This is a genomic window from Macrococcus brunensis, assembly GCF_004359615.1.
In the GTDB taxonomy this organism is placed as follows: domain Bacteria; phylum Bacillota; class Bacilli; order Staphylococcales; family Staphylococcaceae; genus Macrococcus; species Macrococcus brunensis.
Genome location: NZ_SCWA01000021.1, coordinates 1 through 19,094 on the forward strand (window position 1 = coordinate 1; position 19,094 = coordinate 19,094).

Sequence of the window (19,094 nt, forward strand, 5' to 3'; positions counted from 1 at the left end):
GGCTCTGCAGGTGTCGGTTTGTAGAAGCCTGAGTCGATTGTCAGGTCATCCCCGTTATTCACGACCACTGTCACCTTCTGGCCGTCTGAATCCAGTCGGTCATCGCCTACGTTTGTCGCTGTCGGCGTGTAGCCCTCAGGTGTTCCGAATTCAACCGTGTACTCACCGTTCGGCAGATTTGTGAACTCGTAGTTGCCGTTCGCATCTGTCGTCGTTGTCACTGTCGTACCGTCCGGTTTTGTCAGTGTCACTGGGACATTCGGGATGCCAGGCTCATTTGAGTTCTGGATGCCATCCTTGTTGGTGTCCTCGAACACTTTGTCACCGATCGTGTATGTCGCCGGTACCGGTGTCGGTTCCGGCACCACTGGTGCCACCACGCCGAGGTCAACTGTGTAGTTGTCCGCATTGTTGATCGTCACGGTCGATGTCAGGCCGTTCGAGTCGAGGGCCGGGTCGCCGATGTTTGTCGCTGTCGCTGTGTAGCCTTCAGGCAATGTGAACGTCACGGTGTAGTCGCCGTTCGGCAGGTCCGTGAACACGTACTTGCCTGTCGCGTCTGTCGTTGTCGTCGCTGTCGTGCCGTCCGGTCTCGTCAGCGTCACTGTCACACCCGCTACAGGTGTCTCGTCTGAGTTCTGGATGCCGTCTTTAGTTGAGTCGATCCAGACATAGTCCCCCAGCTCGTATGTCGCCGGTACCGGTGTCGGTTCCGGCACCACTGGTGCCACCACGCCGAGGTCAACTGTGTAGTTGTCCGCATTGTTGATCGTCACGGTCGATGTCAGGCCGTTCGAGTCGAGGGCCGGGTCGCCGATGTTTGTCGCTGTCGCTGTGTAGCCTTCAGGCAATGTGAACGTCACGGTGTAGTCGCCGTTCGGCAGGTCCGTGAACACGTACTTGCCTGTCGCGTCTGTCGTTGTCGTCGCTGTCGTGCCGTCCGGTCTCGTCAGCGTCACTGTCACACCCGCTACAGGTGTCTCGTCTGAGTTCTGGATGCCGTCTTTAGTTGAGTCGATCCAGACATAATCTCCCAACTCGTATGTCGCTGGAACTGGCTGAGGAGTTTCTGGAATAAGTGTATACCCTGCATCAATAGTTAAATTATCCGCATCATTAATAACTGCTGTTACTCGATTAGAAGCAGAAGTAATATCTGAATCAGTAGTATCATCACCATCACTAGTATTAGCTACTGTAGGTATAAATAATGTACTATCGGGATTAATAAATTCAACCTGATATGTTCCATTATTCAACCCTGTAAACAGATACGCTCCCGTAGCATCTGTAGTAGTTGAAGCAATAAATACACCATTTTGATCATATAAATTTACTACTACATCTTCATAAGGAATGTCATCAGCAGAACTATTTTGGATACCATCATTGTCTCCATCCAACTAAGCATAGTTACCAAGACTATAAGTCGGAGGTACAACAGTAGAAGGGACTATACCTGCATCAATATTCAGATTATCCGCACCATTGATTCTGGCATTTGCAATATAACTAGTACCACTTAATATGATATCTGAATCTATATTACTATCACCTTGATCTCTATAAGTATTGCCTGTCACATTTGCCGTAGTTGCTTCATAACCTGTAGGCAATATAAATTCAACTTTATAATAATCACTTAATAAATTAGTAAATTCATAATAACCATTAGCATCGGTAGTTGTCGTCGCTAATTTTATACCTGTATCATCTAATAAATTAACAGTTATACCAGCAACATCTGGATTTCCTGCTTCATCAGCATCTTGAATGCCATCTTTATCTGTATCAACCCAAACATAATCTCCTAGTTTCCAAATCTCTCCTGCTGCTGTAGAAGTCAACCGTTGTGTATAGAAATTAATAATGTGTTTATCATCCGCAGTATAAGTAGTACCACCTGAAATATAACTTACTGGAGATATATCAGCCATAATGTAAGGGGTATTAGGTGAATTTACATTTGGATTATTAATGGGTTCAGCAGTATCTCTAGTTGCAGTAGCCTGTATAATATAACTTCCTTGATTTTGAAGAACTGTAGTATCCTTAAAAGTTACAGTTACAGTACCATCACCATTTGCCTGAATAGTATATTTACTAGGATCAACTACAGTTACAGTACTATCAATTAATGGAGTGAAGTTATCTACTAAATCAGTAGTTCTGTTTTGAGAAGTTGTAGAATATATTTTAAATGCATTAACATCATTATAATCAAAACCACCACCACTAAATACAACAGAAACTGTACTGGAAGTAATATCATAACCGCCGTGGTTAACATAAGTCGTTGAAGTGACAGTGTTATTGCTAGTATTGATAGTATTTAAGCCACTGATTATAGTATCATAAGTAGTTAAAGTTACTTCTGGTTTAGAAGTATATGGATTAATTTCATCTGTAGACTTATTTCCATAGTCAAAGATTTCGTTCTCTGAATATGATTCTCCAGCTACATTTACGGTTACAGGAGTAACTACATTATCCTGAATATATGCAGATTCACGTGGAAAAGTTTCCAAAGAAAATGAACCTGTAATATTTTCACTCAAATCAACTACTTCAGTAAATGTAAACTTTGCAATATTAGTAGTTGCATCATACGTTCCAATAGCAATAGTACGTCCACTAGCATCCTTTAAATTCGGAACATCATAAGGTGTATTGTAGGTTCCCGGTCTTATATTATCACCGAAATCAATAGTGAAATAATCTCCAGAATTCACGGAATTATCAATAGCATAATCTGCTGAAAGAACAAGGTATCCATTATAAGTAGTCCAAACTTCAGGATTAGTAGCTAATTGATCGGTCCCATCCGGATTTTTAACCCTAGTCCCATCAGCATTATGCGCATAAATCCCTTCACCGACCGGTGTTAACTGAATGTTAGTCGCTGTTACGTAGTTATTGACATTTGCATTTGTCACTGTACCTGTACTAGTTGTCAATGTATTCACTGTATTTACAGAACCTAATGTAATAGATTCCATCATTGCTGTATTTGATGTCGTTGAAACCGGCGTTGCTTCTACTGTATTTGCTTCTTGTTCTGCTGCAATTGCTTGTAGCATTACTGCCATTAATTCTTCTGATGTTAAATTTGTATAATCTAAGTTTAAATTTTGTACAGCAAGATTCGCTTCTTCTGCTGATACGCCTGTATTAGCTGCGTAATATTCAGATAGAGATGCTTGTTTCTCTTCTTGCGTTGTTAAATTATTAAGAGCTTCTGTCTGTGCTGTAACTGATTCCGTCGTCGGTGCTTCCGTCGTTGCGCCTTCCGTCGTCGGTGCTTCTGTCGTTGCGCCTTCCGTCGTCGGTGCTTCTGTCGTTGCGCCTTCCGTCGTCGGTGCTTCTGTCGTTGCGCCTTCCGTCGTCGGTGCTTCTGTCGTTGCGCCTTCCGTCGTCGGTGCTTCTGTCGTTGCGCCTTCCGTCGTCGGTGCTTCTGTCGTTGCGCCTTCCGTCGTCGGTGCTTCCGTCGTTGCGCCTTCCGTCGTCGGTGCTTCCGTCGTTGCGCCTTCCGTCGTCGGTGCTTCCGTCGTTGCGCCTTCCGTCGTCGGTGCTTCCGTCGTTGCGCCTTCCGTCGTCGGTGCTTCTGTCGTCGGTGCTTCCGTCGTCGGTGCTTCTGTCGTCGGTGCTTCTGTCGTCGGTGCTTCTGTCGTCGGTGCTTCTGTCGTCGGTGCTTCCGTCGTCGGTGCTTCTGTCGTTGCGCCTTCCGTCGTTGATGCTTCCGTAGTTAAGATTGTTGTATCAGATTCTGCTGCTTGAACTTGATTATCTAATCCAAGAAAAACGAATGAACCAATTAAGATTGATGCAGTTCCTACCGTGAATTTTCGAATTGAATATTTATTCATAGTATTAGGCATAAAGTCAAAGCGTCTGCTATTAGGTTTCTTTTTCAATTTTTTCCTCCGTTGTGTGAGATGTATTTTGTAATACTGAACATATTTTATTATAGATTAATTGCGTTATATTAAAAATGGACATTTTTTAAATAAATGTCTACTTTAATTTTTGTTAATTATTATATAACTTATTAGTATATAAAAATTCTTTTTATTTACAATGTTTAAATTTCGCCGATTGTAAAATTAAGCTAGACAACTAAAAAAAGCCTTCTGTGCTAAACTCAATATGTATTTCCGACCAAAGAAAACATAAGGAGTTAGCACAAATGGCCTATACACATCTTACCACGGATGAACTTGCGTTCATAGAATCATATTACCATCAGAATCTTCCAGTCAATGAGATCTGTCGGAGAATTAAGCGTTCAAGACAGACCGTCTATAATGTGATCAATGCATTCAAAGCAGGTATCTCTACACTGGAGTTCTATCAGAACTATAAGAAAAGAAAATCTCTCTGCGGTAGACGTAGAATCGTCCTTCCTAAGCGTCAGATCAGCTATATTCGCGAAAAGATAGCCGACGGCTGGACACCTGACACCATCATAGGCAGAAATGAGGAATCTATCAGCTGTTCTGTTAAAACGCTATACAGATTGTTCAAGGAAGGTATTCTTCCTGTTCATTCACTGCCGATGAAAGGCAAGAGAAAACCTAACGGCTATTATGAGAAAAGAGGCCGCCAGGCTTTCAGACGTCATATCTCAGAAAGAACGGTTGAATTTCCTGACTTTGATACAGAGTTCGGTCATCTTGAAGGAGATACGATTGTCGGGTGTCATCATGGCAGCGCAGTCATCACCCTTGTCGAACGTGTTTTTAAGATGATCATCACCCTGCGGCCGGAAGGTCGTAAGGCATCTGACATTGAAAAAGCGCTGAAAAGTATGTTTTCGGCTTTACCTCATCATCTCTCTAAATCCCTTACATTTGACTGCGGTAAAGAGTTTTCCAACTGGAAGTCAATCAGTAATCAGCACGATATATCTATCTTTTTTGCTGATCCAGGCACACCTTCGCAGCGTGGTCTTAATGAGCATTCAAATGGAATGCTCAGAAGAAGTGGTCTGGACAAAGAGATGGATTTCAACTCAGTTACAGATGACTATATTATTCAAGTTGCACATTCCCTCAATAATCGACCAAGAAAATCTCTTGGTTACAGGACACCTTTGGAAGTATTTATGAGTTTCATCGAAGATGAGAAATTGTCTAGCTTATTTTGACAAACGAAATTTATAAAACATTTCCACTAAAGGTGTTCATCATAAGTCTTTTTTCAGCCTAGTGTAGAAACATAAGACTTCTTGAATTTAGGATATTAATAGTTCTGAACCATAAAAAAGACGATAAAAATTTGAAAAACATTTTCATCGTCTTTTTTGATTTTGATTCAATCAATAGCCCCCTCCTTCTAATGTCGCTGAGAGCGGCTTTAATCCGTCTTCTAGAGTAGACAGACTGCGCACATGAATAAAGAATAATATTAAGCATCATTTCAGGTTGATATGAAGAAGTTTCACGGAAACCGTCAAATCTTGCAGATTCACTTTCAGGAAGCAACTCGACAAGATCATGCACGATGACACACATCCGTTGTTGTAGTAAATACATAATAAAAGAGAGCTTTTTTGCATTCAAAAACGGAAACTCCATAAGGAATCTCCGTTTTTTCGAACTTGATCAATAAATTGTAGATTTAAACACTTATATTTTCGGACTCATTTTAAGTTAGAAACTTCTGATGCTATTTCTCATCTTTACCCGGGTCGTCTTCTCCTGAACGCGTTTATCCGATTTCATGATGGTCGTCCCCCCTTTAGATGGCAGCTGCTATGTCTTTAATTCATACTTCAGAGAATTTTAAACACTTTATACTTATAAGTAACAGCTACTGTACAATATACCTCAATAGTAAAAGATTAAACCCTGCTTAATTCCAGAAAAAGCAAAGACCAGTACAAGCTGTACCGGTCACACTGACAGTTAAATATTTTTTGCATAAATGACTGTACGGACTCTCCATTTACCTTCATTATTCTTTTCATAAGTAACTTTAAACAGATCTTTGTAGTAATGCTCAATCTCGTGACTGTTGAGGCGGGAACTTGAAGTCGGTTTTCCATACACTTTCTGAATGGCTGTCGGTGAATATTTGTTCTCATAATAGAACTGATAGCTGTTAACCTTTGCATTATTGAAGTTCTCTACATATTTAGCTGTAGCGCCCTTCAGAACGACAATCGGCTGAGGTCCATAACCTGCTTCAAACGAAGAATTGCCTAGGAGGCTGTAGGTGGACAGATAGCTCGGACGCCCCCACTGATATTTCGCTGTTTTGAAAGTATCACCGATTTTAACAGCTTTACCATCCACTCTTTTATAGACGAACGTATCATTTTTCAGCTGTTTAGCGACAGTTGTATTCAGTAGGTCAGGTGCTTTATACGACGGAGCAGCAGCGGCATCAGCCTGGTGATCAGCAAACGGTGTAACGAAAAGGGCAGAAGCAAAAACGACAGTTGCAAGCTTTTTCATTTCAATTACCTCCCAATCCTGTATTTGATTTCAACAATATTATACACTCTCAGATAGACCCTGTATGCACCTTTAAAGACAATTTACACAATAAACTTAATATTTTTATGAAATTTACAATATACGACGAAAGTTCAACAAGTGCTCCGGTAAGAATATCCTTAACTTTATAATCAATGCTCCTTGATGAGTCATTTTCCGGTTCATTCAACATAGCTGAAACATAGCCATCATATTTATAGAATCATAAATGATACTTATGAGCCTATAAAAAAAGCAGACATCCAAGATGTCTGCTTTAAATCGTTATGCTTTCTGAACAGTGATTGTCCATGAGGCATCATCTAACTGTTCATAACTCGTCACAGGGTAGTTCTGCTGTGCTGCCCAGTTCGGAATCGCCTCTGTCGCCTGCGTGCAGTCGAAATCAATTTTCAGCTCATCCCCTGGATTCAGCTCTTCCATTTTCTTCTGTGCTTCAATTAACGGGAATGGACAGACCATTCCTACTGTACCTAATTCGTATAACATCTCATCTCTCCTTATGCAGTCTGTGGTTTGACTGCTACTTTTTTAGCCTGTCGCATCGGTCTTATAAACACAAAGTAACTCATAAACCATGTCCCTAGAATCATGAAGATCAGAGATAGCCAGCCCTGGGCACTCATGGTTGCAGTGGCTACTAAACCGTTACCGATTGAACAGCCCCCTGCAAGTGAAGCACCGACACCCATTAAGGCACCCCCGATGGCACTGTTTCTGATTGTGATTTTATCAGGCAGACGCCATTTGAATTCCCGTGACCCGCGAGCAGCGATATAAGCACCGCTAAAGATACCGAGTATCAGGAAGACACCCCAGTTCAGTAGCTTGCCGTCCCCTGTCAACAAGAACTGCACTAAATGAGCAGACGGTGTCGTGATCCCGAGACCGCCTTCACGTCCTGTCGAGATACTGGCAGGCCAGGCAATAAGTGCGATTAAACCGATTACTACAGCCGCCATAAATGGATGATACCTTTTCTCGAATAACATATGACGGACACCGGTAAATTTCGGTTTTAACGTCGGCACCGCAAATTTCGGTTTCGGTTTAGACAACTCTTTTCTGACGACAAAGAGTGTCACTAAAGTGAGCACTAACAGTAGTAACCAGTAAGGCAGACCTGTTAATTGAGTCATATCGGCCTCAGCGACGGTCATTGAATTCATTTTATCAAGAAGCGGCTTGAAGACACCGAACTTAGTCATGGCAGCGAAAAAGGCATACATGAAAAGAGCAATCCAGCTGCCGATCAGCCCTTCACCCGCACGGTACCACGTCCCCGTCGCGCAACCACCGGCAAGGATAATCCCGATGCCGAAGACAAATGATCCAATCATTGTGCCGACAACAGAGAACGAGTCATAACTTAAATGCAGGTAGCCAATCGCAGACAGCACCCATAAGCCGATACCTTGAATGGTGATGGCGATCAGTAACGCATAAAACATCTTGTTGCTTTTCTGAACATACATATCTCTAAAGCCGCCAGTCAGACAGAAACGCGTGCGTTGCATCGCAAAGCCGAGCATCCCGCCGACAAGCAGACCACTTATAATGGTCCATAACATATCATACGACCTCCTATTATTCCGATAAATATACTAGGAATAATAGCACATGAAGATTCAGCTGTAAATAGAATGATTGATAAGTTGCAGAATATCTTCTTATATTTCGTTATCTGATGATAGAATAGCCGATTAGTGAACCCCTCCTTTTTTGATCGTGCAGCTCTACAGACGAAAATCTGCTTGATTCAGTTTAAGCTGTGACCCAGGGTGGTAGTCACCAACTTCCATGTTAAGTCGTTGCTGCTTCCTGACTATGATAAGCGTAAGAACTGTAAACTAGCATTTATTTTTAAATATCTATCAATTCATCCTTGACACTTTCTAACTAGAAGCGTAAAGTTAATTCGTAATTATTACGTTTTAAAAAGGAGTTATTATGTCAAATGCTTATCGACAGCAGACTTCACGTAATGGCTGGATGATCTTCGTTCTTGCTTTTATGGTGGTCTGTTTCTTAATAATCGATATCACAATCGGAGCTTATGACGTCTCTCTTACGCAGCTGCTCTTCCATTTCAAGGACAGCGTGATTGATAACCTGGTTATCTTCAATCTCAGGCTGCCGCGTGCACTGACCTGTATAATCGTCGGCGCATGTCTTGGTGTCGCAGGACTCTATATGCAGATCATCCTGAGAAACCCGATTGCCAGTCCTTTTACGCTCGGTATCTCATCGGCTGCGAGCTGCGGGGCTGCTGTCAGTATTGTCACCGGCTTCCCTTTCATCCATCCAGTCGTCAATATTCAGCTGTCAGCCATCCTATTCTCCCTCTTCTGCAGCGGGCTGATGGTAATGACAGCGTTCAGACGGCAGATGGATCCGAAGCTGATGATTCTCTTCGGTGTGTCGCTGAATTTCTTCTTTCTTGCCTTTCAGTCGCTCACGCAGTATATGGCAGATGAACGTGAAGTGCAGAAAATCGTCAACTGGGTCTTCGGCTCCGTGACAAAAGCAAACTGGACCGGCGTCACTGTGACGACGCTTACGTTTATCGTCTTCTTCACGCTCAGCTACCGTAAGGCGTGGCACCTGAATCTGATGACGATGTCGGACGACCGCGCCAGAAGTATGGGGCTCAATACACATCGCTTCAGAATCTTTATCTTCATCTGCAGCTCTATTATCACGGCAGTCGCTGTCTCTTACGTCGGCACAATCGGTTTCATCGGTCTTCTTGCCCCCCATTTCGCCAAGTTTCTTGTTGGTTATGATGTCCGTTTCACTGCACCCTTATCCGCTGTTATCGGAGCCGCCATCCTGCTTGCTGCTTCTATTCTGTCTAAATCTATCATCCCGGGCACACTTATTCCGATCGGTATTCTGACCCATATCATCGGGGTCCCGTTCATGTGTATGATTGCGCTGAGAGGTCGGTCATGAAGTTAACCGTCAATAATCTGTCACTTAAGAAAGGTAGAAATGACATTGTTCAGCACGTCACGACAGCTTTTGACGCCGGTCAGCTGTCCTGTATCATCGGCGTCAACGGCTCAGGCAAGAGTATGCTGCTGAAGACGCTGCTCGGACTGGAGAAAGGGTCCGGCACGGTGCTGCTTGATCAGGCGCCCCTCAGCTTCAGCGACCTGTCATATATCCCGCAGGGCAGTGAGGACTTACACCTGACCGTCTTTGAAGTGATTCTGCTCGGTCTTCACGCTGAACTCAACTGGCGCGTCTCTTCTGAGCAGTTGACGCAGGTCGAACATCTGCTGTCAGACATGAGACTCAGCCATCTCGCCGACCGGGATTTCTCGACATTATCAGGCGGTCAGAAGCAGATGATCCTGCTCGCTCAGGCGCTGATCAAGAAACCGAAAGTCATCATTGCTGATGAGCCGACATCAGCACTTGACCTCGCTAATCAGCTGCATTATATCGAAACACTGAAACACTACATCAAGTCGCAGCAGGCAATCGGCATCATCGTCCTGCATGACCTGACACTGACCAGTCGCTACGCTGACCGGCTCTATGTGATGCAGCAAGGTCAGCTGACAGCAGAAGGGACAGTCACTGACCTCATGACACGAGAGAGACTGGAAACCCTCTATGATGTCAAACTTGAAATCAGCCGCACCCCTGCAGGCTTTATCTCTATTATCCCCATCCAACCGAAGGAGACATTACTATGAAAAAATTAATCATTTTACTTGTACTGCTGCTCTGTCTGTCAGCCTGCAGTGAACAGAAAGTGCAAAAAGATACCACAACAATCACAGATGTCAGAGGACGCGAAGTTGCTGTCCCGAAAAAAATCAGTAAAGTCTATTATCCGTATTACTATGAGAACCTGCTGACGATCGCCGGACCTGATGCCTTCAAAAAAGTCATCGCTTCCTCCACTTATGACACTGAGAATTACTCAAAAACGTTCTATCAGCTATTACGTGACCAGTCACCCGGCTTCAAAGAGATGAAAGATATCGGCTCTACCTTGAAAGATAACTTCGATATCGAGCAGCTCATTGCACTGAAACCGGACGTAGCGATATTCGCTAACTACCAGTACGATGCAATCGGTGAAGATAACATCAATTTGCTTGAGCAGTCAGGCATACCGGTTGTCTTCATCGATTACACTGACCTGACACCGGAAGCCCATACGAAGTCCACGACCATCATCGGTCAGTTATTCAGCTCAGAGCAACGTGCCCAGGAACTGAATGACAACTACACGGCGCACGTTAAGAAAGTGAAGGAAGCAGTCGCAAAAATACCCGACCATAAACTGAAGAGCGCTTACTTCGAACTCCGTTATAACGGCCCTACTTTCAAGGAATACGGCAAAACATACGGCCGTCATATGCTAGGTCTGCTCGCTGCTGAAGCAGGCGCGAAGAATATCTACGAAGACAAAGTGAAGGAACTCGGCGACGTCGACCCTGAGTACCTCTTTCAGCAGGACCCGGAAGCCATCTTCCTGGACGGCGGCAACTATGCTGATAAGAACATGAAGACCATCAGAACCGGCTACACAATCAGCAAGCGGGAGACGAATCAGTCCATCTCACAACTCGTCAAAGCGCGACCTGGCTTCGAAGAACTGACAGCTGTGAAGAACAGACATGTCTATGCACTTGATAACGATCTGATGCGGACGATGAAAGACTACGTGCTGATGGAATACATCGGCAAGATGCTTTATCCGGACTACTTCAAGGATTTTGAACCGATCAAGGAGCTGACAGCCTTCAACAAGAAATATTTACCGCAGCTGCCGGCAGACAGCAGCTTCATGACGAAATGGGAGGATTAATATGATCAGAGACCACTGGAACAAAAGCGCAGCAGACTACAGCGAGATCGTCAGACAGGAGCTTACTTCTGATATCAGCAGCAGATGGCAACATTATGTCCAGAACGCTATTCACCATGAAGGCACGATTGAACTGCTCGATGTCGGCACAGGCCCCGGTATATTCCCGGTGCTGTTAGCAGATGAACATCTCCATGTCACAGGCATCGACCTCAGTGAAGACATGATTGAACAGGCGAAGAACAACATCAAGACAGCAGGCATAGAAGCAGACGTCTTTGTCAGAGATGCTGCTGATACACAGTTCCCTGCTGCATCGTTTGACTTCATCATCTGCCGCAACCTCGTCTGGACACTTGAAAGACCTGTCGCAGCTTATCAGGAATGGCACCGACTGCTGAAGCCCGGCGGTCAGCTGCTGATCTTCGACGGTGAATGGTACGGCCATCACTATCACGCTGACCGTCAGGAACGATTTCAGACACTCGCACGTTACGTGAAAGACACCTATCAGGTCAATGTCTATAACTACGGCGGCGAAGAGCATCCAGATGACCACGAGATGATGCACCACCTCTACTTAAGTGATAAGAAGCGGCCTGACTGGGATATCAGCACACTTGAGACAATCGGCTTCACCATTGAGGACGTTCACCATGATTACCTGGATGACATCACGGGCAAAGAAGAACGACTGAAGCAAGGCGATATCACGCCTGTCTTTTTTATCAGTGCCATTAAACCATAACAGAAGAAGCATTCTGACTTTACCATCAGAATGCTTCTTTTCTTTTTATTCATTTATCAGCACCACTTTGCCGCCATTGATTCTCACCTTGCTGCCTTTCTGGATTTTCTGATACATATCAGGAGGCACCGCATACACCTTATCCTCGCCTTTATGTTCAACTGTAATCGTATAGACGGCATCGTCAGATAACTTATTCAGTGCAGCGCGCTGCTTGGCCGCAGTCAGATGATGGGCATTAATGACCATCCAGTACATCAACCAGTTATTCTGGTAACCTGCACTTGCAGCAAAGTAGTGATTGCGCCCGGACTTACCGGAGAAATCCCGCACATGCGGTCTCGCTAAAGATTTCGCAGTCTGAGAACGCTGGACATTCGCACGACTTATCCGACTGGTACTGTTCATACGTGAGACAGCATTCAGACGAGACGCACTGACCGCACTACGCGTAGCCGCTGCACTCGAACGAGCAGAACTGCTCGAACCAGCAGAACTACTCGAACTGGAACTGCTCCCTCCACCCTTAGCGACCGCCTCAGATGACTGACTGAAACTCAACATAACAACTATCAAGCAGATGAATAACTTCTTCATACCCTCACCTACTTCACAACAGATTTATCTTTAACGTCTGCTTCAAAAGACTCATCCTGACCGTAAACCATGTATGGCTGCCGATAAACGAAAACCTCTTTCTCTTTATCAGGCTTACGTACCATATAAGGCTTTGCCTCCGGGTCCTTCAGAATACGCTCGTGATAATGGTCCCCGTCTTTAACCAGATACTTGATCTTGCCACCATCTTTATAAGCAATCTGATAAGTTGCCGTATCTTTATCACCATCCGCAATCAGTTCAGCAAACACCAGATCATACTTCTTCGTCGCTTTTGACAGCTCCTGTTCTTCCTTCTCGAATTTCTCATTTGATTTCTCTTCAGAGCAGCCTGCAAGAAGAACACCTGCAGCGAGTGAAGCAAGCAGTAACTTTTTCATTTCCATCCCTCCACCAGTTATTTGCCTCTAGTCTATCATAGAGGTAACCAGAAAATGGCTTAAGGATAGAAAGTTTAAGGAAACTTTAAGGTAGAGATGAGCATCATTTAAACTTTCTAAAAGTTCATCAAAAAAGCTTACACTTTCACAGTGCAAGCTAATTCCCTATAACGTCCATGGCATAGGATTTTTATTGCGATTGAGTTGTTTTACATTGCTCTTTGGAAGGTTTTCGCGTTTAACGATTTTCGGTGTCATGCCTGAATTGATTCTTTTGTATAACTTTGAATCCATTTGATTCGTTCTAAAGCTTTTATAGATTCGCTTGGTCACTTCACTGCATTCAGGGCACGTGTCTTCTTGCAGGTTACTGTTCATTGATTTCCAAGTGTCATACTCTCCGCAACGTTGGCAGACAAATGTATATTCAGGCATTATTCATCAAGTCTTGGAATGATGTTATTCAAGAAAATTTCTTTAGGTAAAGAGACTGTACAACATGCATTTGGAATATCAACGATACCCGCAACGTTACCTTGAACAGGTGCTGATCCGAGTAACATATAAGCTTGTTCACCTGTGTAACCACATGATTTCAGGAATTCAATCGCATTGAGACATGCATTTCTGTACGCAGTATTGGCATCTAGATAGGTCTGGTCACCCGAAAACTCATTCACTGAAATCCCTTCAAATACTAAGTATTCATTATAATGCGGCATAACCGGACCTGGTTGGAATGCCGGATTTCTCTTAATCTTATACTTCTCCATGCCACCTTTAATGACATTCACTTTAAGCTCAATCCAGCCTGGTATTTCAATACCGCCACAGAACGTAATCTCACCGTCACCCTGAGAGAAGTGTAAATCCCCGACAGATAACTTAGCACCATCAACGAATACTGGGAAGTAAATTCTAGAACCTTTCGATAAGTTCTTGATATCACAGTTACCACCGTTCTCACGTGGTGGTACAGTACGTGCACCTTCTTTAGCCACACGGTCAAAATCTGCGCCTTTCAACGTACCAAGGACACAAGAATCCGGATCTGGTAACTCCGCTAATGCCGGCACACGATTCGGATTCGTATCGACCAGTGCTTTCTCACGTCTATTCCACTCATCCAGCATCTCCTGACTCGGCGCAACACCAATTAAACCGGGGTGAATGATACCTGCAAATTTAACGTTAGGGACATGACGGCTCGTCGCATAAATACCTTCAAAATCCCAAATCGATTTCGCTGCATCTGGATAATGATCCACTAAGAAACTACCGCCATTTTCCTTAGCAAAAATACCATTAAAACCCCACTCATGCGCACTAAAAGTACCAATATCCAAAATATCAACCACTAACAAATCACCAGGTTCCACACCGTTGACATGAACCGGACCGCTCAGAACATGGACACGCTTCAAATTAACGTTCTTAATATCTGATGGATCATCATTATTGCTGATCTGACCATCCGTCCAATCTAAACATTCCATCTTAAAAACTTCACCAGGTTCAACAGAAAAAGCAGCCGGAATATCAGGATGCCATCTATTATGTCCTGGATGTTTCTGTTCGTGCATCTTTTTAGTTAAATCGATTTCGAAGATTTTTTTCGCCATTTGAGCCCCTCCTTATAAATTCATATTACACTTTTAGTATAGTTATATTTTCAGAAAATTACAAATACTAATTGAGACAATATAAAAAAGACAAGAAATTAAACTTGTCTCAATTTTTCTATCAATCTATTTTTGATTCTTATAGAATTTTATTGTGATACTTATAGTTATGTCTAAAAATTCCATCAAAAAGGATCTTTTATTGCTCTCAATGTAATAAACTTTTGTTCGAAATGGCAATTAATCAAACTAATCTCATAGTCATTCTTCTAAAGGTATCGGTGAAAATATTTAAGATAATACTCTTTCCAGTATTCTTCTTCACCACTTATATCATGCAACCAATAATACATAATTAGTATTTCTAAATCTTTCTTATGATCGTACATGAAGGGTTTATCTGAAATTTTCAAATACAGATTATTAATAATTTAATTTTAAATTAATCAGAGAGCATTAAAAAGATTGATTTTGTTTTTCTAGGTAATTATTTATTCTATAAAAATATAAAGATGAAGTATCTATTAAGCTATCACTCAATTCAAATTTTTTGATATTATTTTTTAACATAAATTCAGAGAATGAACTGAAGGGTAGTAATTTACTTTCATAATTTATTATATTATAGACCGGAACTTTTATCGTAACCCTTTCCTTTATAACTTTTCTTTTAAAATGAATAATGAAATCAAAAGAGGCTGAATTCTCGGAAAAAACTTTAATTTTCAATTTTTCACTACTGTCTTTTTCAATTTTAAGCGGTTCGTAATTATAGTTTTTCTCATTTTTATTAATTACTAAATCTATTATGTTACCAGAAGTAACTCCTGAACCTGCACCTAATTGAGGGCTAGAATATACAAATTTTCCATTTGAAAACTTAATTCTTATTTCTTCTGTAATATCTTTATATGTAATTTTAAGTATTAAATTTTTATATTCACATTCATTAAAGTTATCAATTAAACTATGATCATTTAAGCTTACTTGGATTGCTTCTTGTATTTCTCCTCTACTTAATAAGATTTCTTTTGTTTTATTGAATAATAGTTTTTCGTCTCCAAATACTGAAATTAAAAGATTTTCAGATTTGCTTTGAGATGTACCATTATTAATAATATATAAATAAAATCTATCAATTTTTTCATTTCTTCCTATAAATGATCCATTTTCGAACTTTATAGTATAGTCAAAAATAATATTATCAAATTCGATTAGTTCATAATTTACAGTTTCAAATTCTAATTCTTTAATTTTTATTATTTTATTATTTTTAGATTTATTAATAAAATTAATGTTAAATTGTACTTGACCGTAACTCCACTTCATATTGTCTTCAATAAGAGAATGATTTAAATTTAATGACTTTGTCAAACTATATTTCTTATCTAATTTTACTCGAGAGAATCGATTATATATATAAATAAACAATGGAATCAAAATAGAAACTAAAACTATTTCTATAATTAATAATTTAAAATCATCCATTAGTAAAGCTCCTTTTATTATTATTTCAAAATGCTATTCATTTTAAATTAAAGGTTTGTTTACTCTTAAACTATTTATAACTCTAATTCACTTTTTAGTTTATAACAGCATGTTTTGTAAAAAATAATCCTTAAGTGCTTTTCTAAGTTTAATTTTATCGTTTACAAGCGTAACTTTATCGTCTATTGTTTTTAAAAAATTAGAAATTTTATCTTGTTCTTCTCTCTGAGGAAGTTTTAATAAAATACTATTTAAACTTTCATTATTTAAAGTTATACCTTTAGCAGCTCTTGAACCATATGATTTTACATCAATAGTTTTTAAATAATAATAAACATATTCATTATTAATATTATTGTGTATCCAATTAAAGTGACATATGGCTTCATTTGTATACATATCTTTTTTCAATATTGCAACATTTCCAATTGTCAGTTTGAAACTCATTATTAAAGTTCCAGCTTTGACTGCTTCTTTTTTTCTTATTGCTTCCTTAGATATCGTTTTGTTGGCTTGTTTTATATATTTTGAATTCATACCAGCTATTGATATCCATGGAATGCTGCCAGTCCATAGTAATTCATCTTTTGTGCTTGGAGTGAATCCGATTGATAGATTGCATATTTCATCCACTCTAAATTTCTCCCACTCCGGATAATCCTCACCATGCTCATCCTTGAACCGCAATTCCTGCGAGAAAATCTTCTGCATATACCCCTTCTTCTGCTCTTCCAACAACGCCAGCTTCTTCTCCTCCAACTCAATCTGTCGATCAAGCTTACTAAAAAACTCACCAATTTTTTGTTGTTCCTTTAAAGTAGGTACAAAATATGGTATCTTTTTAAAATCTACTGTTGTAAAACTAGCTTGATTAACTGCTGGCTTCGTAATGATTCTTATCCATTTTTTATAATTTAGGGTTTGAGTATACGAATAATGAAAATAGGAATCGTTAAATTCATTAACTTGGTATCTTAATATATTTGTAGTATAAATCATTTTTCTTGGAAGTTCTTTTTTTATAATACAAGATGTTCCCATCTTCGCTTCACTATTAATAAAGTTAACTAAAATATCATTTTTTTCTAATAAATAATTCTCTGTGTTTGCTCCTTGTGGATCTTTAACATACCAGTACTTTATATCTTGTAACTTTAATCTATAGTTTTGAATGTTATTTGCTCGGATAACTGGATAACCAATATCTTCTGAGCTCAGTTCTCTTGATAATCCACTTTTCAAGAGGGTCATTGAATCACCTAAGATTTTTTCTTCCCACTCCCCACTGAACTCAGGAAATCTTAGTTTTGGTACTCGTTTTTCATTAGTCATGTTATAAGACTCCTAATTCTTTTAAATATCCATTTATTTCTTCTTCTAGTACTGCAATCTCTTTATCGATATCTTTCAGTTCTTGCTGTACGTTTTCTAAATCAACTGGTTCTTCTTCAACAAATGTATCAACATATCTCGGAATATTTAAGTTATAGTCATTTTCTTTTATTTCATCTAACGTCGCTGCATAGCTGTAACGATCAATTGTTTCTCTTGTTTGGAATGTTTCAACTATCTTATCAACATGCACGCTTGTCAGATTATTTTGGTTCTTCCCTTTTTCAAATTCTTCTGATGCATCAATAAACAGGACATTATCATCTATCTGACGACACTTCTTGAATACTAAGATACATGTTGGAATGCTTGTACCATAGAAGATATTAGCTGGTAACCCAATGACTGCATCCAGATAGTTTTTCTCTTCGATCAGATACTTACGAATCACACCTTCAGCTGCACCACGAAACAACACACCATGTGGTAAAACAACTGCCATTGTGCCATTATCATCTAAGTGATAGATCATATGCTGAACAAATGCGAAGTCTGCTTTTGATTTAGGTGCTAGCTTGCCGTAGTCAGAGAAACGCTCATCGTCTAAGAATTTATTATCAGCTGACCATTTCGCACTGTATGGTGGATTCGCTACAACCGCTTCAAATTTCTCTTCAATAACAGCTGGTTCTTCCAATGTGTCTCCATTTTCTATTGTGAAAGCATTGAAGTTTACATCATGAAGTAACATGTTCATACGGGCTAAGTTATAAGTTGTACTGTTATATTCCTGGCCATAGTAATGACGTACTTTTGCTTCTTTACCAACACGAAGAAGAAGTGATCCTGATCCACAAGTAGGATCATAGACGTTTTTAAGATCTGTCTTTCCCATTGTGACAATTTTAGCGAGAATTTTAGAGATCTGCTGTGGTGTATAGAATTCTCCTGCCTTCTTACCTGCTGTCGCCGCAAACTGCCCAATCATATACTCGTACGCATCACCTAGCATATCGATTTCTAGTTCAGAATGTACGAATGGTAACTCAGATAAATTCATCATGACTTTAGAAATTAACTTTGTACGCGCTGATACGTTATTACCGAGACGTGATGAATTTAAGTCCATATCAGAAAAGAGGTTGATGAAATCATCCTGACTGTCATGACCTAATGTTGACTCTTCTACTTTGCTTACTGCTTTAGAGAGATCTTCAATACTGAATTGGTTAGCAATGATGTCTGCAATCATCTTGCTGAATAAATACTGAGGTTCAATAACGAAACCAATACGTTTTGTCAATTCATCAGTGATGGCTTCTTTATATTCAGCATCTTCCCATGCATTTTCATAACTGATATCATCGTCTTTCAATAACTCATTAATCTGTTCTTCTGTTTTTTCTGAAAGAAAGCGATAGAAGATTAAACCTAAGATATAATTTCTGAACTCACTCGCATCCATATTACCTCGTAGATCATTTGCAATACTCCATAGTTTCTTATGCAATTCTGCTTGCTGCTGTTTCTGTGCTTCTGTAACTGACATCATTAATATTTCCTCCAATTTTTTCA

17 protein-coding genes are annotated in these 19,094 nt (G+C 40.6%); 5 read left to right on the plus strand and 12 right to left on the minus strand.

Annotated features, from left to right (window positions below; genetic code table 11):
• Together ERX27_RS09785 and ERX27_RS09790 are read right to left on the minus strand one after the other, a co-directional pair.
• Positions 1 to 1,403 (minus strand): SdrD B-like domain-containing protein (locus tag ERX27_RS09785; protein ID WP_133432645.1); only part of this gene is annotated, 1,403 nt, incomplete at its 3' end.
• Positions 1,404 to 3,914 (minus strand): SdrD B-like domain-containing protein, encoded by a 2,511-nt coding sequence (locus ERX27_RS09790; protein ID WP_133432646.1) that lies wholly within the window; start codon positions 3,912 to 3,914, stop codon positions 1,404 to 1,406.
• A 272-nt stretch (positions 3,915 to 4,186) separates the two neighbouring features.
• Between ERX27_RS09790 and ERX27_RS09795 the strand changes: the two genes are divergently transcribed.
• Positions 4,187 to 5,146, plus strand: coding sequence for an IS30 family transposase (locus ERX27_RS09795; protein ID WP_133432647.1), 960 nt, complete (start codon positions 4,187 to 4,189; stop codon positions 5,144 to 5,146).
• Positions 5,147 to 5,906: 760 nt separating this feature from the next.
• Here the strand turns inward: ERX27_RS09795 and ERX27_RS09800 are convergent.
• The 3 genes from ERX27_RS09800 to ERX27_RS09810 all read right to left on the minus strand — a co-directional run bounded on the left by ERX27_RS09800 (position 5,907) and on the right by ERX27_RS09810 (position 8,071).
• Positions 5,907 to 6,458, minus strand: coding sequence for a hypothetical protein (locus ERX27_RS09800; protein ID WP_133432648.1), 552 nt, complete (start codon positions 6,456 to 6,458; stop codon positions 5,907 to 5,909).
• A gap of 306 nt (positions 6,459 to 6,764) precedes the next feature.
• Positions 6,765 to 6,989, minus strand: coding sequence for a sulfurtransferase TusA family protein (locus ERX27_RS09805; RefSeq protein WP_133432649.1), 225 nt, complete (start codon positions 6,987 to 6,989; stop codon positions 6,765 to 6,767).
• An 11-nt stretch (positions 6,990 to 7,000) separates the two neighbouring features.
• Positions 7,001 to 8,071, minus strand: coding sequence for a YeeE/YedE family protein (locus ERX27_RS09810; RefSeq protein WP_133432650.1), 1,071 nt, complete (start codon positions 8,069 to 8,071; stop codon positions 7,001 to 7,003).
• A 379-nt stretch (positions 8,072 to 8,450) separates the two neighbouring features.
• Between ERX27_RS09810 and ERX27_RS09815 the strand changes: the two genes are divergently transcribed.
• From ERX27_RS09815 to ERX27_RS09830, 4 genes are read left to right on the plus strand one after another with little or no spacing between them, the layout of a single operon-like run.
• Positions 8,451 to 9,455 carry a FecCD family ABC transporter permease gene (locus ERX27_RS09815; protein WP_133432651.1) on the plus strand — a complete coding sequence of 335 codons (1,005 nt, stop codon included), beginning with the start codon at positions 8,451 to 8,453 and terminating at the stop codon, positions 9,453 to 9,455.
• Positions 9,452 to 10,207: an ABC transporter ATP-binding protein gene (locus ERX27_RS09820; protein WP_133432652.1), complete on the plus strand. Its 756-nt coding sequence runs from the start codon at positions 9,452 to 9,454 to the stop codon at positions 10,205 to 10,207. The genes ERX27_RS09815 and ERX27_RS09820 overlap by 4 nt, the downstream gene beginning before the upstream one ends.
• Positions 10,204 to 11,331, plus strand: coding sequence for an ABC transporter substrate-binding protein (locus ERX27_RS09825; RefSeq protein WP_133432653.1), 1,128 nt, complete (start codon positions 10,204 to 10,206; stop codon positions 11,329 to 11,331). Before ERX27_RS09820 ends, ERX27_RS09825 begins: the two co-directional genes overlap by 4 nt.
• Before the next feature lies 1 nt (position 11,332).
• The gene (locus ERX27_RS09830) at positions 11,333 to 12,079 is read left to right on the plus strand and encodes a class I SAM-dependent methyltransferase (RefSeq protein ID WP_133432654.1); all 747 of its coding nucleotides are present in this window, start codon (positions 11,333 to 11,335) and stop codon (positions 12,077 to 12,079) included.
• 45 nt (positions 12,080 to 12,124) lie between these two features.
• Here ERX27_RS09830 and ERX27_RS09835 read toward each other — a convergent pair whose 3' ends face one another.
• The 7 genes from ERX27_RS09835 to ERX27_RS09865 form a co-directional block, all read right to left on the minus strand.
• A complete protein-coding gene (locus tag ERX27_RS09835) occupies positions 12,125 to 12,676 on the minus strand; it encodes a hypothetical protein (RefSeq protein ID WP_133432655.1) in 552 nt (183 codons plus the stop codon).
• A gap of 8 nt (positions 12,677 to 12,684) precedes the next feature.
• The gene (locus tag ERX27_RS09840; protein ID WP_133432656.1) at positions 12,685 to 13,077 is read right to left on the minus strand and encodes a hypothetical protein; all 393 of its coding nucleotides are present in this window, start codon (positions 13,075 to 13,077) and stop codon (positions 12,685 to 12,687) included.
• Between the two features lie 165 nt (positions 13,078 to 13,242).
• Positions 13,243 to 13,512, minus strand: a complete 270-nt coding sequence (locus ERX27_RS11660) for a zinc ribbon domain-containing protein (protein ID WP_133432657.1) — start codon at positions 13,510 to 13,512, stop codon at positions 13,243 to 13,245.
• Positions 13,512 to 14,699, minus strand: coding sequence for a formamidase (gene fmdA, locus ERX27_RS09850; protein ID WP_133432658.1), 1,188 nt, complete (start codon positions 14,697 to 14,699; stop codon positions 13,512 to 13,514). The genes ERX27_RS11660 and fmdA overlap by 1 nt, the downstream gene beginning before the upstream one ends.
• 456 nt (positions 14,700 to 15,155) lie before the next feature.
• Positions 15,156 to 16,187 carry a hypothetical protein gene (locus ERX27_RS09855; RefSeq protein ID WP_133432659.1) on the minus strand — a complete coding sequence of 344 codons (1,032 nt, stop codon included), beginning with the start codon at positions 16,185 to 16,187 and terminating at the stop codon, positions 15,156 to 15,158.
• Positions 16,188 to 16,286: 99 nt separating this feature from the next.
• Positions 16,287 to 17,519, minus strand: a complete 1,233-nt coding sequence (locus ERX27_RS09860) for a restriction endonuclease subunit S (protein WP_133432660.1) — start codon at positions 17,517 to 17,519, stop codon at positions 16,287 to 16,289.
• 1 nt (position 17,520) lies between these two features.
• A complete protein-coding gene (locus ERX27_RS09865; RefSeq protein WP_133432669.1) occupies positions 17,521 to 19,068 on the minus strand; it encodes a type I restriction-modification system subunit M in 1,548 nt (515 codons plus the stop codon).
• Positions 19,069 to 19,094 lie beyond the last annotated feature (26 nt).

What these genes read in the sequence shown, in the direction of transcription:
- ERX27_RS09835 (WP_133432655.1), bottom strand. Translation starts at nt 12,676, where the DNA reads ATGAAGAAGTTATTCATCTGCTTGATAGTTGTTATGTTGAGTTTCAGT.
- ERX27_RS09865 (WP_133432669.1), bottom strand. Translation starts at nt 19,068, where the DNA reads ATGTCAGTTACAGAAGCACAGAAACAGCAGCAAGCAGAATTGCATAAG.
- ERX27_RS09820 (WP_133432652.1), top strand. Translation starts at nt 9,452, where the DNA reads ATGAAGTTAACCGTCAATAATCTGTCACTTAAGAAAGGTAGAAATGAC.
- ERX27_RS09830 (WP_133432654.1), top strand. Translation starts at nt 11,333, where the DNA reads ATGATCAGAGACCACTGGAACAAAAGCGCAGCAGACTACAGCGAGATC.
- ERX27_RS09805 (WP_133432649.1), bottom strand. Translation starts at nt 6,989, where the DNA reads ATGTTATACGAATTAGGTACAGTAGGAATGGTCTGTCCATTCCCGTTA.
- ERX27_RS09840 (WP_133432656.1), bottom strand. Translation starts at nt 13,077, where the DNA reads ATGAAAAAGTTACTGCTTGCTTCACTCGCTGCAGGTGTTCTTCTTGCA.
- fmdA (WP_133432658.1), bottom strand. Translation starts at nt 14,699, where the DNA reads ATGGCGAAAAAAATCTTCGAAATCGATTTAACTAAAAAGATGCACGAA.
- ERX27_RS09860 (WP_133432660.1), bottom strand. Translation starts at nt 17,519, where the DNA reads ATGACTAATGAAAAACGAGTACCAAAACTAAGATTTCCTGAGTTCAGT.
- ERX27_RS09810 (WP_133432650.1), bottom strand. Translation starts at nt 8,071, where the DNA reads ATGTTATGGACCATTATAAGTGGTCTGCTTGTCGGCGGGATGCTCGGC.
- ERX27_RS09800 (WP_133432648.1), bottom strand. Translation starts at nt 6,458, where the DNA reads ATGAAAAAGCTTGCAACTGTCGTTTTTGCTTCTGCCCTTTTCGTTACA.
- ERX27_RS09815 (WP_133432651.1), top strand. Translation starts at nt 8,451, where the DNA reads ATGTCAAATGCTTATCGACAGCAGACTTCACGTAATGGCTGGATGATC.
- ERX27_RS09795 (WP_133432647.1), top strand. Translation starts at nt 4,187, where the DNA reads ATGGCCTATACACATCTTACCACGGATGAACTTGCGTTCATAGAATCA.
- ERX27_RS11660 (WP_133432657.1), bottom strand. Translation starts at nt 13,512, where the DNA reads ATGCCTGAATATACATTTGTCTGCCAACGTTGCGGAGAGTATGACACT.
- ERX27_RS09825 (WP_133432653.1), top strand. Translation starts at nt 10,204, where the DNA reads ATGAAAAAATTAATCATTTTACTTGTACTGCTGCTCTGTCTGTCAGCC.
- ERX27_RS09855 (WP_133432659.1), bottom strand. Translation starts at nt 16,187, where the DNA reads ATGGATGATTTTAAATTATTAATTATAGAAATAGTTTTAGTTTCTATT.